Source organism: Trichocoleus sp. ST-U1 (genome assembly GCF_039961835.1).
Lineage (GTDB): Bacteria > Cyanobacteriota > Cyanobacteriia > Cyanobacteriales > FACHB-T130 > FACHB-T130.
In genome coordinates this window covers 1-23,545 of the sequence record NZ_JAMPJZ010000079.1, presented here as the reverse complement: position 1 = coordinate 23,545, position 23,545 = coordinate 1, and the positions used below count along the sequence as shown (strand labels likewise).

The window sequence follows — 23,545 nt, the reverse complement described above, 5'->3', positions numbered from 1 at the left end:
GTTCGACAATGAATATGATTTAGCCCTTGCTGTAATGGACGGCATGGAATCACGGAGTGAACAAGGGGGATATACGTTAGAGCGTTTTAGGTTTAAATCATCCTAGCTACTTACATCAGGATGCACTAACCATGCACTAATTCCGATACATAGATAAAGACAAACATCAGCTAAACTATCGGCTTGTCGCAAAGCAGCGGTACTGACACCGATTCGACGGGCGATCGCGCCATCAAAAATATCTGAAAGAAAGGCAAGTACAAAACCAAAAATGAACCAGTAACTGGTTGTGCCGTCAAGGGCATCCCATAGTAGCAAAGGACTTAGGCAGAGGCGGATGATGACCAGAGAAAAGGGAAGAGATTGCAGAATCAAGGATGAATATTTTTGGCGATCGCGTTGGGAGTGTTCGACTGTATTTATGTTGTTCATGTTATTGAGGGCATAAGTAAGCGTGTGATGATAAAGACGCGATCGCTAATTCCATTTCGCTTTTGTGAAGCTACACATCAGATCCCCCCAACCCCCTTAAAAAAGGAGGGCTAAGAAGAAGCTTATGTGTAGGAGTCGAAAAATTAATGGCTATATCTAAAAAGGAAGCACCGTTATCGCTTGCATTTCGTACTGCTCATTCGCTACTACATCACTGGATCTCGCGCTTGTCCCTAAAGGCAAAGGAAGTGGTTCGTAGCGTTCCAAGCGGTTGAGGGGTCTGCGGGTTGCAGTTTCGTAGGCGAGCGCAGTGTGGAGGTAAGCTAGGATTTCCATCATTGGTAGATGCCTGGGGGGTGAAGTTCTCGATTACCCTTAGTTTTATGGGAATCCAGATTTACGGGGAGCGATCGCTTACCAGTTTTTGAAAAGTACGCCTGCTTGGTGGCTGTAAACCTAGTTTTCTCGTAGCCGCTGCGCCTTGAGAAGGGGTCAGTTGCAGAATTGGCCGATCCCTTGCGGAAATAGTGAAGTCTTTTTCGCCTTTTCTAGGCGTTGGCAAAGGCGATCGCTTCGGGTGCATCTCCATGATGCTTTCTCTACACGAACGAATTTCATCACAAGGAGAGCGATCGCTCTGATATAGCAATCCTATTTGAGTTGTAACCAGCGCTTGAGATCCCCGACGTAGAGAAGTCAAGGATCTTACCTTCACGAATCATTTGGGGGTTGAGGCGGAGTAATTCTGTGAATGTCCCATCTATCCGGTTAGCAGCTAAGCTTGCATTTGTTAAAGCGGAGCGAATAATTTTGTTTCAGCCTGCTGCGTAGCTTCAGCAAAAAGCTTCTCGGCAAGTTGTTGTTTTTCAGCAAGGTCAGCAAGATTTTCTATGCCATAAAGGGATGACACGTTAGCGATTACATCTGGCGGAAAGTCTCGGCTAAAGTATTTTGTTTTAAAATCGTATCGGTTCGGTCGATATACCATTCCCAAAACTTCCATTAAAGGTTGCATTGTGTAGTTGTGATAATTAGCGATCGCTTCCACAAACCGCTCACGATTAATCTCTTTCTTTACAAAAAGTTGCAGAAAATCAAATTTACTTCTTAGAATCTTTAATCTTGCTTTCATTTCCTCTAAATGTTCGCTTTGATTCAAATTCGTCTGAAAAATAAGATTAGCTTTATCAAATGCAACGACTAGATTTCCATGCCGCTCCAACGCTAGGAAATGATTGGGATTACTCTGCTTCATTAGCACAAAATCAATCATTAAGAACGGACTTGCTGATTCTAATTGGTAAAAGCATTGTGAGTGACCATGCCAAGTCGGTTCGGGAACTCGTAACTTAAATCGAATTTTAGAAATAGTTTCTAGAGCAGTTTCTACAATAGAAAACGTTTCTTCAACGCGCTTATCTTCAACAGTTACCTGAATGTCGAGGTCAGACCACTCATCTGTATAGCCATGTGCAGCCGAACCTCCTTGCCAGAAAGCAAAAACAAAATCAATTGGCTGTAAGGTATTAATCAGCGTTTCAAGAATTTTTCCTCTCATCATCATGTATAAAATATGTAGAAAATTTAAGCCTTTAGCGATTAGCCCGTTCGCCGTAAGCGTTCCCGTTCGCGTTAGCCTTTCCTAAGGGTAGCGTAGGGTAATTTATTTCAGGGCAGAACTAAAATCTCAACAGGATCATCATCCTCCCGACTCACCCGATCGGGTGATTTCCCAGGACAACAAGCGCGAATAAGATAAGCTCAGCGAACAACGCGATGGAATACAACAGTTTGGCGTGCGTTGGTAAGTTTTGTAAACTACCTTCAGCCAACTGCAACTGGTTGTATTATCATACTACAGTTCCCTTGGCCGGGAAATTATTGAAAAGTATCTCAGGAGGAAGAGTGATGTTAGACCGTGTAGCCGTTAAGACCGCCACAACCATTCAGACGCAACACCCCATCCTCACAGAGCTTTTCATTTAATTATTCTGATGTACGCGAATAATTTACGCGATTCCTCTGTGAGTTTGGCGGTCTATAACCGCACCCATAGAGGAAACTTCAATGAATTTAGAGTTGTTAGGCTGGAATCGTTTTTTTGAGAAAAACTTTGACAGCTATTTTCAACAAGGGTATACTGTTGGTCGAGTTGCTCTTGAGCAAAAAAATACCTACCTTCTCTACACCGAGTTAGGAGAATTGTCGGCAGAAGTAACGGGGAAAATGCGTTACCAAGCCGACACCCGAACAGATTTTCCAGCGGTCGGAGATTGGGTAGTCGTTAGCATTATTGACGATGAAGAAAGAGCAAAAATCCATGAAATTTTGCCCAGAAAAAGCAAATTTTCTCGAAAAGCTGTAGGCGCACAAACAGATGAGCAAATAATTGCCACCAACATTGATACGGTGTTTTTGGTTTCGGGATTGGATCGAGACTTCAATCTTAGAAGAATCGAACGCTATCTAATTTTGGTTTGGGAAAGTGGAGCGAATCCAGTCATCATTCTGAATAAAACCGACTTGTGCGATGAAGTTGAGCAACGAAAAACGGAAGTAGAAGCGATCGCTCCTAGCGTACCCATTATTAGCTTGAGTGCAATTGAGAACCAAGGACTCGATGCCTTGAGTCCCTATCTCGGTACGGGACAAACCGTAGCACTAATTGGTTCTTCGGGAGTCGGGAAATCGACCATTACCAATCAATTAGCGAAAAAGGACATTCAAGCAGTTCAAACAGTACGCAAAGGAGATAATCGAGGTCGCCACACCACAACACATCGAGAGTTAATTATTTTGCCTTCTGGGGGTTTGCTGATGGACACTCCGGGAATGCGAGAAATTCAGATGTGGAATGGAAGTGAAGGCTTTCAGGAAACCTTTACTGATATCAATACGCTTGCTACAGAGTGTTGCTTTCGCAATTGCCAACATGAATCAGAACCCGGTTGTGCAGTGCAACAAGCTTTGCTTGATGGCACTCTAGATAAGCAACGTTTTCGGAACTACCGAAAGCTTCACCAAGAGCTTGAATACAATCACCGGAAACAAGATCAAAAAGCGTCTTTAGCCGAGAAGGAGAAATGGAAAAAAATCCATAAAGCTCTGAGGAACAATCCAAAACGCTAAGCAGCTAAGCTATCATCTTAGTCAGTAAAAAGGCGTCAATTCTTAGGAGCAACAATCAAGAAATGGAGTCTCGAAACTTCCAAGTTTAGCTTGGAAGTTTCGAGAAATCAATTCCGCGTAGCGGTTAGTTCGTGTAACCATAATACTTGCCAACCTTTTTTTATCACCACTCAGGATTTTGGAAATCGCCATGAAGAACCTAACAACAAATAATCCTCAGCACTCTAATTATTCAGGATTCAGCGTATATGGAAAACAAATCATTTCTAACAGCCGAACAAATTCGCTACGAACTCGCTTCTAACCAAACCTTATTTACTAATGTTCGAGTCACAGTGAATGAGGGAGATAAAATTGCTCTTGTCGGTGCTAATGGGGTAGGAAAATCAACCTTACTCAAAATCCTAGCGGGTGAAATTCAGCCTAGTTCCGGTTCTGTGAGTCGTGAGGGTACTGTTTATTACCTTCCACAAATTAGCACCCTTATCCAGTCAACCCAAGGCGCGACTGTTTTTGATTTTTTAAGTTATTTTTCAGAGGATTGGTGGGAAATTAGTAACCTGTTAGAAGCGAAGTTAAAAACTTCAGTAGATATTTCGCTACCCGTTAGCAGTTTGAGTGGCGGTGAGCTTACTAAACTGCTTCTGGCAATTGGTTTATACAGAAACCCAAGAGTGCTACTCCTAGATGAACCCACGAATCATCTTGATTTCTTAGCTTTGGAGAATCTAAAGCATTTCCTCCAAGAATTGAAGCAACCTTTTGTCCTTGTTTCTCACAAACCTTTTTTCCTAGATCAAGTCGTCAACACCATCTGGGAGCTAACACGATTAGGAGTGAAGGTTTATGGCGGTAACTTTTCCAGCTACAAGGAACAAAAAGAAATTGAATTTCAGGTAGCTTTGAGGACGCGAGAAATAGCCAAAAAAGAACTTAAGCAGGCAACTGATGCGTCTTTGCAAGAAGAGAAACGGGCAGGAAAATCCCGAAGAGAAGGGCGTAAACAAGCTCACGATAGAAGTATGGGAAAATCTGCAAGAAGATTCTTCGAGAATCGAGCATCAGCAAGTGCTGGAAGCGCCTCAAAAAAACATGAGGTGGCTATCGCTAAAGCTACACAAAATTTGGAATCTGCCAAAATTAGGACAAATCCAGTTGCGATTGTTCGCCTTGAAGAAGAAAGGAGTAAAAAGGGGAGAAGCTTAATTGACGTTCAAGGAGCAAATCTGAAAATTGGAAATCAGTTTCTCATCAAGAATATACAGATGCACATAGCATCCGGTGAGCGAGTTGCTATTTCTGGGGCTAATGGATCGGGAAAATCAAGCTTAATTAGGGCAGTCTTGGGCATTCATCGAGAAAATTCTCCAGCAATTCTTGAATCGGGAAAAGTTTCAGTTGCTCCCCGTTTAAAAGTTGTATGTCTTGACCAAACTTACGAGTTTGTCGATAGGGAAAATACAATTTTAGGAAATTTGCAAGTAGCTAATCCCAACCTAGAGTATCAACTTGTCAGACAGCAGCTTGGACACTTTTTATTTTTTAATGATGAAGTGAATAAAAAAGCCGATGTTTTGAGTGGAGGGGAGCTAGCAAGACTTGCCCTGGCGATGATTAGCGTATCAGAAATTGAGTTACTGGTATTGGATGAACCAACGAACAATTTGGATTTAGAAACCGTTACTCAAATTGTCGAAGCGTTAGAAGAGTATCGAGGCGCTATATTAGTAATTTCTCATGACATAGATTTTCTCAGTCGCATTCAGATAACCAAAGCCTTTAAAATTCAAAACAGGGAAATGCGAACGACCGTTTTCCTTCCCGCCGAGACAGAACAATATTATCAAGAGTTACTTTGAACGCGAGACCCCCGAATTCTCTAAGAATTCGGGGGTCTTAACCGCTGGGATCTCACAAATATTTTTAGTAATCAGACGCCATGATTCCTAGCTCAAATAATCTTAAAACCATTAATTACACCCAAATTGTAGACCTGAGTCATGTCATTGATCCAAATATACCTATTTGGCAAAACGATCCACTCGTTGAATTTGAGCCAGTCGCCAAGTTAGAAAAAGATGGTTACTATCTACGAAGATTCTCGATGGGAGAACACAGCGGCACTCATATCAACGCACCTAGTAGCTTTTATGAAGATGGGGTTGGGATTGAGAGTTATCCAGCTCAGTCGCTCGTTGTACCAGCAATTGTTATCGATATCCGCGACAAAGCTATTGCTAATTTTGACTATGCTTTAACAACAGCCGATGTCTTCGACTGGGAACAGCAACACCATCCTATCTCTCCTAACACTGTTGTACTTCTATACACGGGTTGGCAAGAAAAGTGGGGCGATCGAAGAGCCTTTTTAAATCAGGACGAACAAGGCAAATTTCACTTTCCGGGGTTTGCTGCTGAAACTAGCCTATTCTTAGTCGAACAACGCGCGATCGCTGGTGTGGGAATTGATACTCATGGCGTCGATCCAGGGCAAGATGAAACCTTTAGCACCAACCGACTGGTGCTAAAAAAGGCTGGAATTGTATTGGAAAATCTGACAAATCTCGATCGGTTATCGCTCACTGGCACCACATTAGTCATTGGGATTTTACGTCTACGGGGTGGTTCTGGGACACCTGTATCCGTGTTAGCTTTTGTGCCTTGATACCTGCACAAAAATCGCATTGACTTTACGCGATCGCGCCTTCCCATTAAATCAACCTTGACAGGCTATTATCCCTTGTGGTGAAAGCAAAGATAGATGACGCCGGATCTTGCCGACAACGCCCCGATAGCTGCACAAGAAAGGATCGATATGTCTGAACAAGAGTTTTTTGTCTTTCCTGCATCCTTTGCCCAACAGCGGCTATGGTTTCTTGACCAGTTGATACCTGGCAATGCGATCTATAATGTGCCGACCGCCATTCGCTTAACAGGTTCGCTCAATTTAGCGGCATTAGAGCAGACGTTTAATGAGATTGTGCGTCGCCACGAAGCCTTACGGACTACATTTAAGGTGCTAGAGGGACAACCTGTACAAGTGATTCCTGCGGAAAGCTGCGCTAATGCTTCCAGTTTAACCATCCCTCTGTCCGTAGTAGACCTGCGGCAATTCCCAGAATGCGATCGCGAACTCCAAGCACAACAATTGGTAGCAGGAGAAATCGAGCGTCCTTTTGATTTGTCTTCTATCCCATTGCTGCGAGTGAAGCTGCTACAGCTTTCCGAAACAGAACATATTCTATTGCTGAATATGCACCACATTATCTGCGACGATTGGTCGATTGGAGTGCTGATTCGGGAACTGGGAACCCTCTACACAGCCTTTACTTGTAAAGACGCGATGCATCCCGTCTCTACGCTGCCGGAACTGCCCCTGCAATACGCTGACTTTGCCCATTGGCAGCGCGAGTGGCTGCAAGGAGAAGTGCTGGAAACCCAGTTAGCTTACTGGCGGCAACAATTAAACGGTATTTCCGTGCTAAATTTGCCCGTTGACCGACCGAAACCAGCGGTTGCAAGCTATCGAGGAGCAACGCAATCTTTAGAGTTACCGAAAAAGCTCAGTGATGCGCTCCAGACGCTTTCGCAGCAAGAAGGTGTCACCCTATTTATGACTTTGCTAGCAGCATTTCAGACCTTACTCTACCGCTACACGCATCAAGAAGACATCGCGGTGGGTTCGCCTATTGCTAACCGCAACCGTAGCGAAATTGAAGGATTAATTGGCTTTTTTGTCAACAGTTTGGTATTACGCACCGACTTATCTGGAAACCCAACTTTCCGCGAACTCTTAAGCAGAGTTCGGCAGGTAACACTAGGCGCATACAGCCATCAAGATTTGCCTTTTGAGAAACTTGTTGAGGAGCTACATCCAGAGCGCAACTTAAATATTCATCCGCTATTCCAAGTAGTATTTGGCTTTGAGAATGCGCCAATGTCAGCGTTAGAACTGCCTGGATTAGTGCCTAGCTTTATGGATGTTGACTTTAAAACAACCCGATTCGATTTGGAGTTGCATTTGTGGACGTGTTCCGAAGATTTCCGGAGCTTATGGGGCGGTAAATGGGAGAATTCGGAGGGGATTAGAGGCGTAGTGGTTTACAACACGGATTTATTCGATGAAGCCACAATTACCAGAATGCTGGGACATTTTAAAACATTGCTTGAAGGGATTGTTAATCATCCCGAAGAACGAGTTGCAAATTTACCGCTATTGGGTGAAGCTGAACGACAGCAGTTATTAATACAAATAAACGACACCGGGGCAGATTATCCTGAAAATCAGTGTATCCATCAGTTATTTGAAAATCAGGTAAAGCAAAATCCTAATTCTATAGCAGTAATGTTTGAGAATTTAGAGACAAGGGTTATCGAGTCTCTAACCTACCGGGAGTTGAACATACGCAGCAACCAATTAGCACATTATTTACAAAAAATGGGGGTAGGTTCGGAAGTTTTAGTCGGCATCTGCATGGAGCGTTCTGTAGACCTAATTGTGGGATTACTAGGCATTCTGAAAGCCGGGGGAGCTTATATGCCTTTAGATCCGAGTTATCCTCAAGAGCGTTTGAAGTTCATGCTTGATGATGCTTGTAGAGGCGAAGCATTTGTCAAGAAAAAACTTGGCTCCGAGCCAGAAATTACTGCCACGAATGCTTCGCCCATACTATTGCTGACACAGGAAAAATTTGTTGAGAATTTTGGGGATTTACCGCACCCAGTTGTGGCCCTCGATAAAGATTGGGAAATCATTTCCCAAGAAAGTAAAGAAAACCCGAATAGCAGCGTAACCAGCAATAACTTAGCTTATGTAATCTACACTTCTGGTTCTACAGGAAATCCCAAGGGAGTTGCGGTTACTCACAAAGCTGTCAATCGGCTGGTATGCAACACAAATTATGTAAAATTGTCACCTAATGATAAAGTTGCCCAAGCCTCAAACACTTCCTTCGACGCAGCAACATTCGAGATTTGGGGCGCGTTACTCAATGGCGCTCAACTTGTGGGAATTAGCAGAGATGTCACCCTTTCGCCCCACGAGTTTGCATTACAACTCCAACAAAAAGACATCAGCATTTTATTTTTGACCACCGCTTTATTTCAACAGATTGCTAGAGAGGTTCCGCAAGCTTTCGCAGACTTGCGCTATTTGCTATTTGGAGGTGAGACTGTTGATATTCGGTGGGTCAGGAAGGTTCTTAAACAAGGAGCGCCAAAGCAATTCATTCATGTCTATGGGCCAACGGAGAGTACGACATTTTCTTCTTATTACTGCGTGGAGAAATTAACAGAATCAGCAGCCTCTATCCCCATTGGTCGCCCGATTACGAATACGCAGATTTATTTGCTGGATGCTCATTTACAACCTGTACCGATTGGTGTTGTCGGCGAATTGTACATTGGCGGTGATGGATTGGCGCGAGAATATCTGAATCGCCCTGAATTAACTGCTGAACGCTTTATTTCTAATCCTTTTAGTAAGAAAACAGAAGCACGACTTTATAAAACGGGTGACTTAGCCCGCTATCTACCAGACGGCAATATTGAGTTTTTAGGTCGCATTGATAATCAGGTAAAAATTCGCGGCTTCCGCATCGAATTAGGCGAAATTGAAGCGGCGCTCAATCAGCATCCAGTAGTGAGCGAGACAGCGGTAATTGTTAGGGAAGAAATCCCTGGTGATAAGCACTTGGTTGCTTATATTGTTCCTAACCAAAAACAGGCACCAGCAAGCATCAATCTGCGGCAATTCCTAAAAGAAAAGTTACCTGAATACATGGTGCCTTCAGCTTATGTCATGCTAGAATTCCTACCGCTGACACCGAATGGAAAAGTAGATCGCCGTGCCTTACCTGCGGTTGATACGCTCAGTTTTGAGATTAAAGAAAATTATGTCGCACCGCGCGATCGCGTTGAGGAAGCGCTAGCCGAAATTTGGGCTAAAGTTTTGGGAAAAGAGCAGGTAAGTGTCCACGACAATTTCTTTGAATTGGGCGGTCATTCTCTACTCGCAACTCAGCTAACTTCCCGCATCCGCGATGCTTTCCAAATAGAGTTGTCTGTACGCAACTTGTTTGAATCTCCAACGGTAGCTAGTTTAGCTAGGCACATTGAAACGATGTGTTGGGCAGCTAAAGGTTTGGATAACACGAGTTCCACGGGAAATGAGCGAGAAGAAATAGAATTTTAAGTCTTTCTACAATCTCATTTGCAAATACTCAAGAGTCAGCAAGCGCAAGCGATCTAAAAGGTTCTGAGCGTTACCCGCATTTAGCACAAAACGCACTGACAACTTCGGAAAAGAGCTGATTCTTCTCCATCAATACCATGTGTCCACCCGGCTTGATCGTGACGAGTTCAGCTTGAGGTAGTTCGGCTTTCATGCGATCGCTTGCAACAGGTTTAGTTGCGATATCTGTTGCACCGCAAACGACCAACACCGGAACGTTAATCGTTGGGAGTGTTGTTGTTTCCTCGAAATTGAACATTGCCAATGTACCGCGAGCGAGAACACCAGGCGAACCTAAAGCCGATAAGAAAGCGGCGAAATCCAGTTGACCGCGAGTTTCAGTCCCCTTAAATCCAGAAATCTCTACGCTGATGTGTAGCGAACCGTTGAGATAGCTTAGCCAAGTCATCAGCCAAAAGAGGGGTGACAGAAGCATGGTGAGGTACAGCAATGGTTCAAGCAGCGGTTTCTGCAATTTGGGTAACACACTGCTCAAGATAGAAGTTTTCAGCGGATTGGTGTAGGTTGTATCTGCGAGGATTAAGCCTGCTACGCGACGCCCCAGATGTTCTGGAAACAGCCGACAGAATGTTAGGTTAATCATGCCACCCATGCTGTGTCCAAGCAGGATAACCGGCTTGTCTCCCGCGATCGCAACAACGGCTTCGAGGTCACGGGCATATTTTTCTACGGAGTAGTCGTTATTTTTGGGTCTAGTAGATTTTCCTAGCCCTGGCAAATCCCATACTATTACTCGGAAGCGATCGCTCAGTTGTCGCTTGGCATAGTACCATACCGCACTGTTTGGTCCCCAACCGTGTGAAAAGATAATCGGTTGACCATCTTCAGGCCCATAGAACTCTACGTGCAGGACGCTACCATCCGGTCGTGGCAAGCGCTGTACAGTTCCAGTACGCATCAATTTAGGTTCGTCAGCACCTTGGCGACGCAGCAGCGGCAAGCTGATAAAACGACCGCCAAGAGACCACAAAACCATCGCCAGTCCGCCTATCAAGTAGGATGTCCCCACCAGTTCCCCTTCATACCACTCATACAGAATGTAAATCCCTCCGCCCAGTATCCCGATGGACAGCAATCCAACCAGCCATACGAGTAGAAAATTGAGGGGCATGAACACCATAAGCAGAAACCTTTAGGGTAGGATGTTGACTGCGTTGTCTTCCAACGTCATACCGAGGTTAGACCACAGTCGGGTCAATAGCAAGTACACTCCTCTAGCGGGTAGTGTCCTAGAAGAGGTTTAATTTTGAAAACAGTTGAGTTTTTATCTTACCTCCGTAGCTTAGATATTCAGGTTTTTGTCGATGGAGAACGCCTGCGCTGTAACGCCCCAGAAGGAAGCCTCACCGCCGAATTACGTGCAGAGATAGCTGAACGCAAAGCTGAAATTCTCTCATTTCTAAGGACAGCTAACGTTACCACAAACGCTACTCCGATAAGCCTTACACCCATTTCGCGGGACAGAAATCTGTCGCTATCCTTTGCACAACAGCGGCTGTGGTTTCTGGATCAATTAGTACCTAACAATGCTTTCTATAATGTTCCGGCAGCTGTGCGTCTGGTCGGTTCGCTAAATTTAGCAGCGTTGAAGGAGGCTTTTAACGAAATTGTGCGCCGTCACGAAGCTTTACGCACCACTTTTGTAACGGTGGAAGGGCAACCCGTGCAAGCGATCGCATCCACGTTAACTGTACCGCTACCAGTAATAGATTTGCGTTCGCGAAGCGTCTCCGAAGGAGAATCGCGAAGCGTCTCTGTTGGCGAAGCCGCCCTGAAAGGGCTAGGAGAATTAGAAACCGAAGCGCGACGCATCACCACCCAAGAAGCTCAACGCCCTTTTGATTTGTCCAAAGACCCTTTTCTGCGAGTAACGCTACTGCGGTTGGATGAGTCAGAATATGTGCTACTGCTGGTTCTGCATCATATTGTCTCCGATGGCTGGTCTATGGGGGTACTAATTCGCGAGTTAGCGGCACTCTACACAGCCTTTGCTTCTTGTAAAGACGATCAATTTTCCGTCTCTACACCTTTACCAGAACTACCTATTCAGTATGCAGACTTTGCCCACTGGCAACGTGAGTGGTTGCAAGGGGAAGTATTGGAAACACAACTTGCTTACTGGCGGCGGCAATTAGAGGGTACTTCTATCTTAAATTTGCCTACTGACAGACCTCGACCAGCAGTTCAAAGCTACCGGGGTGCAACGCAACTTTTGCAACTACCAAAAAGCCTAAGCAAGGCGTTAGAAGCCTTAAGCCAGCAAGAAGGCGTAACTTTGTTTATGACTTTACTTGCAGCATTTCAAACCTTGCTGTACCGCTACACACAGCAAGAAGATATTGCCGTAGGTTCGCCAATTGCCAACCGCAACCGCAGTGAAATTGAAGGGTTAATTGGTTTTTTTGTCAATAGTTTGGTGTTGCGTACCAACTTTGATGGAAACCCAACATTTCGCTCACTTTTGAGTCGAGTGCGAGAGGTATCGCTAGGAGCGTATGCTCATCAAGATTTGCCTTTTGAAAAGCTGGTGGAGGAACTGCATCCAGAGCGCAACTTGAATCAAAATCCCCTGTTTCAGGTGGTGTTCGCATTACAGAATGCGCCAATGTCGGCGCTAGAACTACCAAATTTAACATTAAGCCCGTTGCAATTTGTTGATACAGAAACAACCCGGTTTGATTTAGAATTTCACCTATGGGAGCAAAAAGAAAATAATGGGTTAGGGGTAGATACTTCAGAAGGAATTAGCGGATTTGTTGTATACAGCACCGATTTATTTGATGCAGTCACCATTAACCGGATGCTGGGGCATTTCCAAATATTGCTAGAGGGCATTGTTGCCAATCCAGAGCAACGAGTTTCCGAATTACCGATATTAAGTGAAGCTGAACTCCATCAACTGTTGGTGGAATGGAATAATACTCAGGTAAGTTATCCCAAAGATTTGTTTGTCCATCAGCTATTTGAAGCACAGGTAGAGCAGAACAAAGATGCGATCGCGCTGGTATTTGAAGACAATCAACTTACCTATCAAGAGTTAAACATACGCAGCAACCAACTTACACATTACTTACAAAAATTGGGTGTTGGTGCGGAAATTTTAGTAGGACTTTGCGTAGAGCGATCGCTTGATATGATAATCGGGATGTTAGCCATCCTGAAAGCAGGTGGAGCCTACCTACCTTTAGACCCCAGATACCCTCCTGAGCGTTTAAGTTTTATGCTTCAAGATGCTCAAGTGCCAGTTTTATTAACACATGAACAGTATATCGAACGCTTTACTAATCAAAGCTCAAAAATAATTTCTTTAGACAAAGATTGGGAAACTATTGCCCAAGAGAGCGAAGATAATACTATCAGCAATATTACAGCAGAGAATCTTGCTTATATTATCTATACCTCTGGCACCACAGGAAAGTCGAAAGGGGTTAAAATTGAACATCGCAACTTATTAAATCTCATCTTTTGGCATCAAAAAACGTTTGCAGTTTCACCGCTTGACCGAGTAACGCAGGTTGCGGGATGTGCATTTGATGCTTGCACATGGGAAATTTTGCCTTATTTGAGTGCAGGAGCTAGCATTTATTTGACCGATGATGAAATTAGGCGATCGCCTGAAAAGCTGCGAGATTTTTTAGTATCAAAATCGATAACGATTAGCTTCTTGCCGACTCCCTTAGCTGAGAAAGCTTTGTTATTAGATTGGTCTCAAGATATAGCATTGCGAGTCTTATTAACAGGAGGCGATAAATTACATCAGTATCCTTTGGCTGAATATCCTTTCCAGGTAGTGAATAATTATGGCCCAACTGAGAATACTGTTGTTACAACTTCCGGGATAGTTGCTGTTAAAAAGCCAGGAAATCCCCCTAACTCCCCTTATAAAGGCGGGCAAGAAGCGATCGCGGATGTAGCAGTATCATCAGGAAATGCGATCGCGCCTACAATCGGTCGTCCCATTGCCAACACTCAAGTTTATGTTCTAGATAGATATTTACAGCCTGTTCCTATCGGTGTTGCTGGTGAATTGCACATTGGTGGGGATGGACTAGCGCGAGGTTATTTAAACCGTCCCGATTTAACTGTTGAAAAATTTATTTCTAATCCTTTTAGTAACCAAGCAGAAGCACGTCTTTATAAAACAGGCGATTTAGTTCGTTATCAACCAGATGGCAATATCGAATTTTTAGGTCGCCTCGACGAACAGGTGAAAATTCGCGGCTTCCGCATAGAGTTGGGAGAAATTGAAGCGGTACTGAGCCAGCATCCAGCAGTGCTGCAAAATGTTGTAATAACTCGTGAAGATTTATCAGGGGAAAAGCGTTTAGTAGCTTATGTAGCGCTAAATTCTGAATACAGTGAACAGAAGCAGATGGAAATGCAATTGCAAGATGAGCAGGTTTCGCAATGGCAGATGCTCTACAACGAAAATTATAATCAACCTGCTGCTGGTTCAGATCCAACATTCAATATTGTCGGTTGGAATAGTAGTTATACTAATCAACCGATTCCAGCAGAACAGATGCGTGAATGGGTTGATAACCAGGTCGCGCAAATTCTGGATTTGCAACCGAGTCGAGTTTTAGAAATTGGGTGTGGAACAGGTTTATTGTTGTTTAGAATTGCGCCTCACTGCAATAAATATTGTGGGACAGACTTTTCCTCGGCTTCACTTAACTACATCCAGGAGCAATTGGCACAATTACCTCAAGTAACATTGCTTCAGAAGTTGGCGACTGACTTTGAGGGAGTGGAGTCCGAAGCCTTTGATACGGTGATTCTGAACTCGGTTGTGCAATATTTTCCCAATATTGATTATCTGGTGCGCGTACTGGAGGGAGCAATAAATGCGATCGCTCCCGGTGGCTTCATCTTCATTGGCGATGTGCGTAGTCTCCCCCTGCTGCAAGCTTTCCACGCCTCGGTACAACTGGCTCAAGCGGAACCCTCTCTCACCCGCGAACAGTTGCAGCAACGGGTAGAAATGCAAATGTTCCAGGAAACTGAGTTAGTAATTGATCCAGCTTTCTTCACTGCTTTAAAACAGCAATTTCCCCAGATTAGCGACGTACAAATTCAACTAATCCGGGGTCATTCTCACAATGAATTAACCCAGTTTCGTTATAACGCGATTCTATATATTGGCACAGAAATAGATTCTGAAAGCACCTACATCAATCCCCTCGAAGCGGGGGAAAATAAGAATACTCCGGCTCCCTCCCCATTGCGGGGAGGGCTGGGGAGGGGTTCCTCGCTTAACTGGCACGAAAATAACTTAACTGTCTCCGCTGTACATCAGCTATTAGTTGATAACCAACCAGAACTCTTAAGCATTACCAATGTGCCTAATGCGCGGGTAACAGCAGCAGTTAAAACAGCAGAATGGCTGTCAGGCGCAGCAGAATTTAAAACTGCGGGACAGATGCGCGAAGCATTGCAAAAACTCCAAGATTTAGGAGTAGATCCTGAAGATTTTCATAGTCTAGATGTCCCTTACAAGGTTGATATTAGCTGGTCAAATTCTGATGCTTACAAACACTACGATGTAGTGTTTGTAAGCAAAGAAGTAGACAAGAAAACTACTTTGCCACTCAACAGTAAATTGCGATCGCTACAATCTTATGCGAATAATCCCCTGCAAGCCAAAGCAGCTCGTAAGTTAATCCCTCAATTGCAGACTTATCTAACCCAAAAGCTGCCTGAGTACATGGTGCCATCCGCTTTTGTAGTGATGGAATCTCTACCGCTTACGCCTAATGGCAAAGTCGATCGCCGTGCTTTACCTGCACCCGAACCAGTCAAACTAGAATTGGCAAGCAGCTATGTTGCACCTCAAACTCCGCTTGAAGAAGTGTTAGTGAAAATTTTTGCTGAGGTTTTAGGAGTTAAACGGGTAGGGATTCGCGATAACTTCTTTGAATTAGGAGGACATTCATTACTAGCGACGCAGCTTGTTTCTAGAGTGCGCGACGCATTCGGGGTGGAGTTACCTTTGCGTAGCGTCTTTGAGGCACCGACCATTGCAGAATTATCGAAAGCGATCGCTAGTTTTCAGCAGACCACTACTCAAAGCAAAGCCCCAGCCTTAGTGCCAATTTCTCGTGAAAATCGTCGCATGAAGCTATCTTCTCTCAATAAAGAAAACCAGCAACCGTGAACCAGATGAACACCAGCGACCAATTCCCAGAAAATTTCATCTGGGGCGCGGCTACCTCCGCCTATCAGATAGAGGGTGCGGCAACAGAAGGCGATCGCAAACCCAGCGTCTGGGATACCTTCAGTGCTACCCCCGGACGGGTTGAGAATGGCGATACGGGTGCTGTTGCTTGCGACCATTACCACCGCTACGAAACAGACGTAGAACTGATGGCAAAACTGGGCATCAAGCATTATCGCTTTAGTATCGCTTGGCCCCGAATTATTCCTGATGGTCGGGGAAACGTGAATGAAAAGGGAATCGATTTCTACAAGCGCCTAGTTGATTGCTTGCACAAACACGGGATTACACCCCACGCCACCTTGTTTCATTGGGACAGTCCTCAAGCACTAGAGGATTTGTACGGTTCTTGGCGCAGCCGCGAGATGGCTTCAGATTTCGCTGACTATGTTACTGCTGTTGTCAGTCGGTTAGGCGATCGCATTACCAACTGGATGACCATCAACGAAATCCCCTGCTTCACTGATTTCGCCTACGATGTGGATAAAGATCCACCCTTTGCCCCTGGTACTCGCGTCAAAACTCGCAAAGAAGTGTGGCAGACTTCTCACCATGCCCTCCTGGCTCATGGAATGGGCTGTCAAGCTATCCGTGCTGCCTCGCCCGTTCCCTGTGCCGTAGCACTTGTAGACAATATTTCTGTCACCGTTCCCCTCACCGAATCAGCGGCTGATATAACAGCGGCTCAGCAAGCTTTCCATACTTCTTGGCTCAATGGTGGGATTATTTTTCCAGCCCTTACGGGTGCCTACAGTCCAGCAATGCTTGAAAAGTTGGGCGTTGATGCCCCAGATATTCAGTCGGGCGATTTGGAAATTATTCACCAGCCCCTCGACGCAATCGGTATCAATATTTACACTGGCACTTATGTTCGTGCGGCTGACAATAAAGACGGTTACGAGTTTCTTGACTTCCCCAAAGGCTACCCGCGAATGAATATGCCTTGGCTGCATATCGTTCCTGAGAGCATCTATTGGGGTATTCGCCATATTAGCGACACGCTTGGGCGACAAGATTTGCCCATTTTCATTACTGAGAATGGCTGTGCTGCGGAAAACGAACTGAACGCGCAAGGCGAGGTAATTGATACAGATCGCATTATGTATTTACGCCAGTACTTGAAGGCGGCTCATCGAGCCATTCGTGAAGGCTATCCCCTCAAAGGTTACTTCCTTTGGAGTTTCATGGATAACTTTGAGTGGCCTTACGGCTATAGTCGCCGCTTTGGAATTACCTATGTCGATTACAAGACGCAACAACGCATTCCCAAAGCCAGCTTCAATTGGTATGCAGAGTGCATTCGTCAGAACCGGGTGGTTTGAAATGAAATCATGAGATCGCACCTTAATCGTACTGGTGCAAGTGGTGGAGTTGCGCGATCGCGCCACTATCAAAAGTGGTTGAAAGCTTGAAAGACAGCAATGCTAAAAGTAAAGTCCTACTTTTAGTCCCAATTTCCCGTGAAAATCATTCCATGAAGCTATCATCGCTGAACAAAGAAAGCAAAGCTTGAGTGAGTGATTTCCAACTTTTTAATCTGTGCCCTCACATCTACTCTATGTATGTTTTGTAAAGGCCACCTTAACTTGGTTAACTAATCATTAGTTTTAATTATAATTTCCTACTGTGCTTTTTAAATAAGTAATTATATTTGGACTTTAGTTTCTCTTGTCGTTTCAAGAGAAACTAATGTATCACAAATCAGAATTTATGTATATAGATTATCCCGAAATAATGCAGTAAATTGCTGTTATACGCAGGTTGGTGAAAACGCCACCAGCTGGACACTATGACGTTTTCACCGTTTCACCCGCGTTTAGATTCGTTTACACAATTAGGTTCACTTGTGGAAAAATTTGTGGAAAAACCAACTGTGCTATCACACCTTAGCTCGAATGCTGGGGTAACTCAACTAGCCTTGGACTTGGGGATTGCAGTCAGTTGCCCCAAGCCGCATCGGACGTTTCCCAAGCGGAAGCGCAAAACTGAGGATAATAGTTCTTACCCTCACCACGGCTTGTGGACTACAGAGCAAGTCATGGCTTTACTGAAGCTCTGCGATCCAAAACCTTTGTATCTGGCAAAGCAGCAAAACCGACCGCACTACCAAGACGGTTGGGCTGTCAGACCAACTGACAAGCGTAATCATTGGGTTTTGTATAGCCAAGCTCTACCTTACCCACAAGCCGACTGTCACTAGAGTTAAATAAACAGGGCTAAGCCTAGATCCCCCCTCCCTGCCCCAATGCACAGGGGGGTTAGTGAGCCTTGCTTCATAATTTGAATAGCGCCAAGGTAAATTAAATGAGAACTCAATCGATATGAAACTGCATTGCAGGACAATTTATTCGAGCCGAAAACACTCCTAAGGCGCAAATTTTGAGAGATTCGCCAGAAGATTGTTGCGAGTGTGTACCCTCAGTTCAGATGGGAAAGAAGTATAAAAAGAAGTGACTCAACCTTGAAATGAGCGCGATCGCACTATTGAATGAAACGCAGCTACATTAATTCTGGGAAATCAGCAAGCCATGACTCAAGCCTTACCCAAACCAATAACCTTTGAAGACTTTCTAGAGTGGAAGGCCGAAACTGGACGCTATGAACTACATGATGGGGTGATTATTGAAATGCAGCCAGTGGGAGAACATGAGGAAGTCAAAGGTTTTTTGGCAACAAAACTAACTATAGAGTTTGACCGATTAAATCTTCCCTACTTTATACCCAATCAAGCGCTAGTCAAGCCGCCAGAAAAAGAATCAGGTTATTTACCAGATGTGCTGATATTAAATCGGGCTAATCTAGCAGCGGAACCGTTATGGAAAAAATCTTCAACTGTTACTCAAGGTGCATCAATTCCTTTAGTAATTGAAGTAGTCAGTACCAATTGGCGGGATGATTACCTGCTCAAAGTTGCGGATTATGAAGAAATTGGTGTTCCGGAATACTGGATTGTTGATTACCTGGGGTTAGGCGGTAGGCGATTTATTGGCAACCCCAAGCAACCTACTATTTCGGTTTACTCAATGGTTGAGGGTGAGTACCAAGTGAGTCAGTTTAGGGGTGCTGACCGCATTGAATCGCCAACGTTTCCAGAGTTAAATTTGACTGCTGAACAGATTTTTAGAATTGGGGCAACTGAATGAATTCGCGTCTATACAAACAAAGGCTGAATGCTGCACAGACTAAAATATGATAAATATTTATCGAAAATTATCCATCTTTTACCTTTCAAAATTCTTATAAATCTTTGTTTTGTCTTTTTAACCCGGATTGCAATCATTGCTAAGAAAAATCTCCTCAATCCATCGGGTTTATTAGTACGAAACCGTACTGAATGCCGATGCCGTTTAGAACTATCCTGAATGAAGATTGGCGATTAGGCTAATCAAGGATTGCACATTGCTGGTTGCTGTTCTTCAACTAAATGGATTAGAAAACTTTCCGGTCTCTGCGCTTTCAGAGCCTAATTAACCCGAACTCAAGTTATCGTTACGGACTTTTTTTTGTACAGATGCTGCAATGAGAGTCCTGCAAGAGGTCTAATTACTTATATAAGACTTCTAACACTTTTCCAGATGACTACTGAAAACCGACTGCTTAGCGTCCTACCCCGTGAGGTATACGAGAAGCTTGCTCCCAACTTGAAGCGAGTCTCGCTGGAACAGGGCAAGATACTCCACCATCCTGGTGAAGCTATCGAGGATCTCTATTTCCCCATCGATTGCCTGATCTCGATTACCATCACCATGACTGACGGCTCCACGGTTGAGGCGGGTCTAGTCGGCAACCGTGAAGTGGTCGGCGTCAATGCCTTCATGGGCGGAAGGGAGACCACGCAGACTGAATACATCGTACAAATGGCGGGCAGTGCGATCAAGGTGGATGCAGGGGTGCTGCTGGAGGAGTTTGATCGCAATAAGGGGCTGCGTGACGTACTGCTGCGCTACACACAAGCCCTGATCGCCCAGATATCGCAAACCACCGGCTGCAACAGCCTCCACGTTCTCGATCAACGCTTGGCACGCTGGCTGCTCGAAGCCCAAGACCGCATTGACTCGGATAACCTTAAACTTACCCAGGAGTTCCTAGGTCACATGCTGGGCGTGCGCCGCGCTGGTGTCACCCAAGCTGCCCAAAAGCTTCAGGAGAGGGATCTCATCCGGTACAACCGGGGTCACGTCCAGATCCTGGATCAGGCAGGGCTGGAAGCGACTGCGTGCGAGTGTTTCCAGGTTCTCAGAGAGGAATACGATCGCTTGCTGGGAGCCAAGGACAGAGATGGCTGATCAAAGCGTTCTCACCTTCACTCGTGCGGCAGAAAGTGAAGCACTTTCGTTGCTCCTCATCCAATCGCGTACAGGTTGCGTAGAGATTAAGTCAGGCTGGAAGAGGGTCTCCTCTCCTCAGTCTGCAAGTAACGGTCTAAAGAGGAGCAAAAGGACAACAAATGAACCAGAAAAAAGATAGGCTACCGACAATTCTGATATTTGAACTAGATGACGATACACGCCCGCTCCTGAAATATAACCTTTCCATCTGGGGCTACCACGTGATTGAGGCGCTACAGGAAGAAGACGCGATCGCCCTGGCGCGTGGTGTGCGCGATCGCCCTAGTCTGATTTTGATTAACCAGTTCGATATGCCGATAGACGAGGTTATTAACCTGGGACGGCGTATATGTCAGGGGGCGGAACTGCTCAACACTACGCCAATTGTCGTCATGGCTGAGCGCTACGGTTCAGATATGGAAGGTAAGGACGTTAAGATAAGCGAAAGCGAGTACGTGACCTATCTGGAAGATGGGGAACAGTTGATGAATCTTCTGTACCGTCTTTGCGCGGTATAGACGCAGCCTAATCAGCCTCCGTGAAGACCAGAAAGCGGGGAAATGGGCAACATAATCGAACAACTATGCCCAGTGGTACAATCTGCGGATGACTCAGAATTTTACCGACAACGACCTCACGGTTGATGAGAAAGCACTCAACACTGAGCAAGAAGTAACTGAGCAAGAAGCGGAGGTCTTTGTCTTTCCGGCATCTTTTGCCCAGCAGCGGCTGTGGTTCCTCGATCAGATGTTTCCAGGCAATACCTTTTACAATGTAGCGACTGCACTTCGCCTAAAAGGTTCGCTCAACGCTTCGGCGCTGGAAGAGACGTTCAACGAAATTGTGCGTCGCCATGAAGCCTTGCGTACCACTTTTAGGATGCTCGATGGGCAACCCGTTCAAGTCATTGCTCCCAGCTTAACCATACCCCTGCCCCTCATAGATTTGCGGCATCTATCTGCAACCGAACGGGAAGCGGAAACTCGACGACTAGCGACTGAGGAGCGATCGCGTCCTTTCGATTTATCTCAGGACTCGTTACTGCGAGTGATGCTGCTACAGCTAGACTCCTCAGAACACGTACTTTTGCTGAATCTGCATCACATTGTCTCCGATGGCTGGTCGATTGGGGTGCTAATTCGGGAACTCGGAACGCTGTATACCGCTTTTGGCAATAACGAGCGATCGCCCTTGCCAGAACTCCCCATCCAATATGCAGACTTTGCTGACTGGCAACACGAATGGCTACAGGGTGAGGTTCTGGAGACTCAGTTAGCCTACTGGAAGCAGCAGCTGGACAATATCCCCTCACTAAACTTGCCCACTGACAAACCTCGCCCAGCTACTCCAACCTACCGAGGCGCGACGCAATTTCTAGAGTTACCGAAAAGCCTGAGTGAGGAACTAGAGGTACTTACGCAACGCCAAGGGGTGACTCTGTTCATGACCCTTTTAGCGGCATTTCAAACCTTACTTTACCGCTACACACAGCAATCAGATATTGTAGTCGGTTCGCCCATTGCCAACCGCAACCGCCGCGAAATAGAAGGATTAATTGGTTTTTTTGTTAATAGTCTGGTGCTGCGTACCAACTTATCAGGTAATCCAACATTTCTGGAATTGCTGAGCAGAGTCCGGGAGGTGGCGCTAGGCGCTTATGCCCATCAAGACTTACCCTTTGAGAAGCTAGTAGAAGAACTGCATCCAGAGCGTAACCTGAGCCAGCATCCATTATTTCAGGTTGCATTTAGCCTGCAAAATACACCCATCGAGGCGCTAGAATTACCTGGGTTAACACTCTCGCATCTAGATTTTGACAACCCCAGCGCTAAGTTTGACCTAGAGTTTCACCTGTGGGAATCGCCGGAAGCTATCAAAGGACAGGTAATTTACAGCACCGATTTATTTGATGATGCTACCATTACCCGGATGTTGGGGCATTTTCAAACGCTGCTGGAAGGTATCGTCGCAAATCCAGAGCAAAGCCTTTGCGAGTTGCCTTTATTAACAGCAGCCGAACGGCAACAGTTATTAATTGATTGGAATAATACTAGAAGAGATTACCCGCAAGACCAGTGCTTTCATCAGTTGTTTGAGGCACAAGTAGAGCAGACTCCGGATGCGATCGCGCTAAACGCACGCTTCGCGAACGCGCTCATCTTTGAAAATCAGCAATTAACCTACCGCGAACTCAACATCAGAGCCAATCAACTTGCACACCACCTGCAACAATTGGGGGTAGTTCCAGACGTTCTAGTTGGCATCTGTATAGACCGTTCCCTAGAGATGATTGTAGGACTGTTAGGCATCCTCAAAGCGGGAGGAGCATACCTGCCTTTAGATCCAACCTATCCACAAGAACGTCTTAGCTTCATGCTAGAGGACGCTCAGGTATCCATCTTGCTAACTCATTCCCATCTATCCTCCCTGTTGAAGACCTGTTGGGGGGATCGCCAAGACGGTTTATCTATAGTTTGTTTGGATACGGACTGGGATGCGATCGCTCACCATCCCCAACACAACCCAAGCAGCAACGTAACATCTGAAAATCTAGCTTATGTCATCTACACCTCTGGTTCAACTGGAAAACCAAAGGGCGTTTTAGTGCAGCACAGAGGGCTATCTAACTTAGCAGAAGCTCAGTTCGAAGTTTTCAAGGTACAGCCAAGCGATCGCATCCTGCAATTTGCATCCTTAAGTTTTGATGCCTCAATCTTCGAGATTGTCATGGCATTGCGATCGGGAGCAACTCTCTATTTAGCCAAAAAAGAATCTCTTCTGCCTGGACAACCCTTAATCAAGTTATTGCGCGAGAATGCGATTACTCACGCCACGCTCCCGCCTACTGTACTCGCAGTATTACCAGAAAAACTTCCTGCGCTGCAAACTATCATCTGTGCAGGCGAATCTTGTTCTAAAGATATTGTAAACAAATTGGCTTCTGATCGAAGATTTTTTAACGCTTATGGACCAACTGAATCAACTGTCTGGGCTACGATTTCAGAAATTAATGACAATAGCAAAAAGCCGCCCATCGGTCGCCCAATTGCTAACACTCAAATTTATATATTAGATAAATATTTACAGCCTGTACCCATCGGAATTACTGGCGAATTGTACATTCAGGGTGATGGACTGGCGCAGGGATATCTCAATCGCCCTGATTTAACTACCGAACGATTTATT

16 protein-coding genes are annotated in these 23,545 nt (G+C 45.2%); 11 read left to right on the top strand and 5 right to left on the bottom strand.

Going from position 1 to position 23,545, the window contains the following annotated elements; translation table 11 throughout:
- Positions 1 to 102 precede the first annotated feature (102 nt).
- The 4 genes from NDA06_RS21495 to NDA06_RS21480 form a co-directional block, all read right to left on the bottom strand.
- Complete coding sequence (locus NDA06_RS21495) at positions 103 to 432, bottom strand: CDP-alcohol phosphatidyltransferase family protein (protein WP_242047566.1); 330 nt, start codon at positions 430 to 432, stop codon at positions 103 to 105.
- 156 nt (positions 433 to 588) lie between these two features.
- Positions 589 to 771 carry a hypothetical protein gene (locus NDA06_RS21490; protein WP_190986991.1) on the bottom strand — a complete coding sequence of 61 codons (183 nt, stop codon included), beginning with the start codon at positions 769 to 771 and terminating at the stop codon, positions 589 to 591.
- 58 nt (positions 772 to 829) lie between these two features.
- On the bottom strand, positions 830 to 1,132 hold the full coding sequence (locus tag NDA06_RS21485; RefSeq protein WP_190986990.1) for a hypothetical protein: 303 nt from the start codon (positions 1,130 to 1,132) through the stop codon (positions 830 to 832).
- Positions 1,133 to 1,222: 90 nt separating this feature from the next.
- Complete coding sequence (locus NDA06_RS21480; RefSeq protein ID WP_190986993.1) at positions 1,223 to 1,990, bottom strand: nucleotidyltransferase domain-containing protein; 768 nt, start codon at positions 1,988 to 1,990, stop codon at positions 1,223 to 1,225.
- A gap of 509 nt (positions 1,991 to 2,499) precedes the next feature.
- Between NDA06_RS21480 and rsgA the strand changes: the two genes are divergently transcribed.
- The 4 genes from rsgA (at position 2,500) to NDA06_RS21460 (ending at position 9,754) form a co-directional block, all read left to right on the top strand.
- A complete protein-coding gene (gene rsgA, locus NDA06_RS21475) occupies positions 2,500 to 3,561 on the top strand; it encodes a ribosome small subunit-dependent GTPase A (RefSeq protein WP_190986989.1) in 1,062 nt (353 codons plus the stop codon).
- A gap of 248 nt (positions 3,562 to 3,809) precedes the next feature.
- Positions 3,810 to 5,420: a ribosomal protection-like ABC-F family protein gene (gene abc-f, locus NDA06_RS21470; RefSeq protein ID WP_190986988.1), complete on the top strand. Its 1,611-nt coding sequence runs from the start codon at positions 3,810 to 3,812 to the stop codon at positions 5,418 to 5,420.
- A gap of 80 nt (positions 5,421 to 5,500) precedes the next feature.
- On the top strand, positions 5,501 to 6,226 hold the full coding sequence (locus NDA06_RS21465) for a cyclase family protein (protein ID WP_190986987.1): 726 nt from the start codon (positions 5,501 to 5,503) through the stop codon (positions 6,224 to 6,226).
- A 150-nt stretch (positions 6,227 to 6,376) separates the two neighbouring features.
- Positions 6,377 to 9,754 carry a non-ribosomal peptide synthetase gene (locus tag NDA06_RS21460; protein WP_190986992.1) on the top strand — a complete coding sequence of 1,126 codons (3,378 nt, stop codon included), beginning with the start codon at positions 6,377 to 6,379 and terminating at the stop codon, positions 9,752 to 9,754.
- A gap of 70 nt (positions 9,755 to 9,824) precedes the next feature.
- Here the strand turns inward: NDA06_RS21460 and NDA06_RS21455 are convergent, their stop codons facing one another.
- Complete coding sequence (locus NDA06_RS21455) at positions 9,825 to 10,934, bottom strand: alpha/beta hydrolase (RefSeq protein ID WP_190412273.1); 1,110 nt, start codon at positions 10,932 to 10,934, stop codon at positions 9,825 to 9,827.
- Positions 10,935 to 11,060: 126 nt separating this feature from the next.
- Here NDA06_RS21455 and NDA06_RS21450 point away from each other — a divergent pair, with 126 nt between their 5' ends.
- From NDA06_RS21450 to NDA06_RS21420, 7 genes are all read left to right on the top strand, one after another.
- Complete coding sequence (locus NDA06_RS21450) at positions 11,061 to 15,971, top strand: amino acid adenylation domain-containing protein (protein ID WP_348251845.1); 4,911 nt, start codon at positions 11,061 to 11,063, stop codon at positions 15,969 to 15,971.
- Between the two features lie 5 nt (positions 15,972 to 15,976).
- Positions 15,977 to 17,353 (top strand): GH1 family beta-glucosidase, encoded by a 1,377-nt coding sequence (locus NDA06_RS21445; protein ID WP_190986495.1) that lies wholly within the window; start codon positions 15,977 to 15,979, stop codon positions 17,351 to 17,353.
- A 536-nt stretch (positions 17,354 to 17,889) separates the two neighbouring features.
- Positions 17,890 to 18,231, top strand: coding sequence for a hypothetical protein (locus tag NDA06_RS21440; protein WP_190529709.1), 342 nt, complete (start codon positions 17,890 to 17,892; stop codon positions 18,229 to 18,231).
- Between the two features lie 328 nt (positions 18,232 to 18,559).
- Positions 18,560 to 19,174 carry a Uma2 family endonuclease gene (locus NDA06_RS21435; RefSeq protein WP_190412277.1) on the top strand — a complete coding sequence of 205 codons (615 nt, stop codon included), beginning with the start codon at positions 18,560 to 18,562 and terminating at the stop codon, positions 19,172 to 19,174.
- Positions 19,175 to 19,534: 360 nt separating this feature from the next.
- On the top strand, positions 19,535 to 20,317 hold the full coding sequence (locus NDA06_RS21430) for a Crp/Fnr family transcriptional regulator (protein ID WP_199324174.1): 783 nt from the start codon (positions 19,535 to 19,537) through the stop codon (positions 20,315 to 20,317).
- Positions 20,318 to 20,478: 161 nt separating this feature from the next.
- Positions 20,479 to 20,877 carry a hypothetical protein gene (locus NDA06_RS21425; protein WP_190412279.1) on the top strand — a complete coding sequence of 133 codons (399 nt, stop codon included), beginning with the start codon at positions 20,479 to 20,481 and terminating at the stop codon, positions 20,875 to 20,877.
- An 88-nt stretch (positions 20,878 to 20,965) separates the two neighbouring features.
- The coding region (locus NDA06_RS21420; protein WP_348251844.1) for an amino acid adenylation domain-containing protein at positions 20,966 to 23,545 on the top strand (2,580 nt) is incomplete at its 3' end.

Excerpts from the sequence above, each read along its gene's own strand:
- NDA06_RS21480 (WP_190986993.1), bottom strand. The coding sequence starts at position 1,990 with ATGAGAGGAAAAATTCTTGAAACGCTGATTAATACCTTACAGCCAATT.
- abc-f (WP_190986988.1), top strand. The coding sequence starts at position 3,810 with ATGGAAAACAAATCATTTCTAACAGCCGAACAAATTCGCTACGAACTC.
- NDA06_RS21495 (WP_242047566.1), bottom strand. The coding sequence starts at position 432 with ATGAACAACATAAATACAGTCGAACACTCCCAACGCGATCGCCAAAAA.
- rsgA (WP_190986989.1), top strand. The coding sequence starts at position 2,500 with ATGAATTTAGAGTTGTTAGGCTGGAATCGTTTTTTTGAGAAAAACTTT.
- NDA06_RS21490 (WP_190986991.1), bottom strand. The coding sequence starts at position 771 with ATGATGGAAATCCTAGCTTACCTCCACACTGCGCTCGCCTACGAAACT.
- NDA06_RS21435 (WP_190412277.1), top strand. The coding sequence starts at position 18,560 with ATGACTCAAGCCTTACCCAAACCAATAACCTTTGAAGACTTTCTAGAG.
- NDA06_RS21455 (WP_190412273.1), bottom strand. The coding sequence starts at position 10,934 with ATGGTGTTCATGCCCCTCAATTTTCTACTCGTATGGCTGGTTGGATTG.
- NDA06_RS21460 (WP_190986992.1), top strand. The coding sequence starts at position 6,377 with ATGTCTGAACAAGAGTTTTTTGTCTTTCCTGCATCCTTTGCCCAACAG.
- NDA06_RS21425 (WP_190412279.1), top strand. The coding sequence starts at position 20,479 with ATGAACCAGAAAAAAGATAGGCTACCGACAATTCTGATATTTGAACTA.
- NDA06_RS21445 (WP_190986495.1), top strand. The coding sequence starts at position 15,977 with ATGAACACCAGCGACCAATTCCCAGAAAATTTCATCTGGGGCGCGGCT.
- NDA06_RS21465 (WP_190986987.1), top strand. The coding sequence starts at position 5,501 with ATGATTCCTAGCTCAAATAATCTTAAAACCATTAATTACACCCAAATT.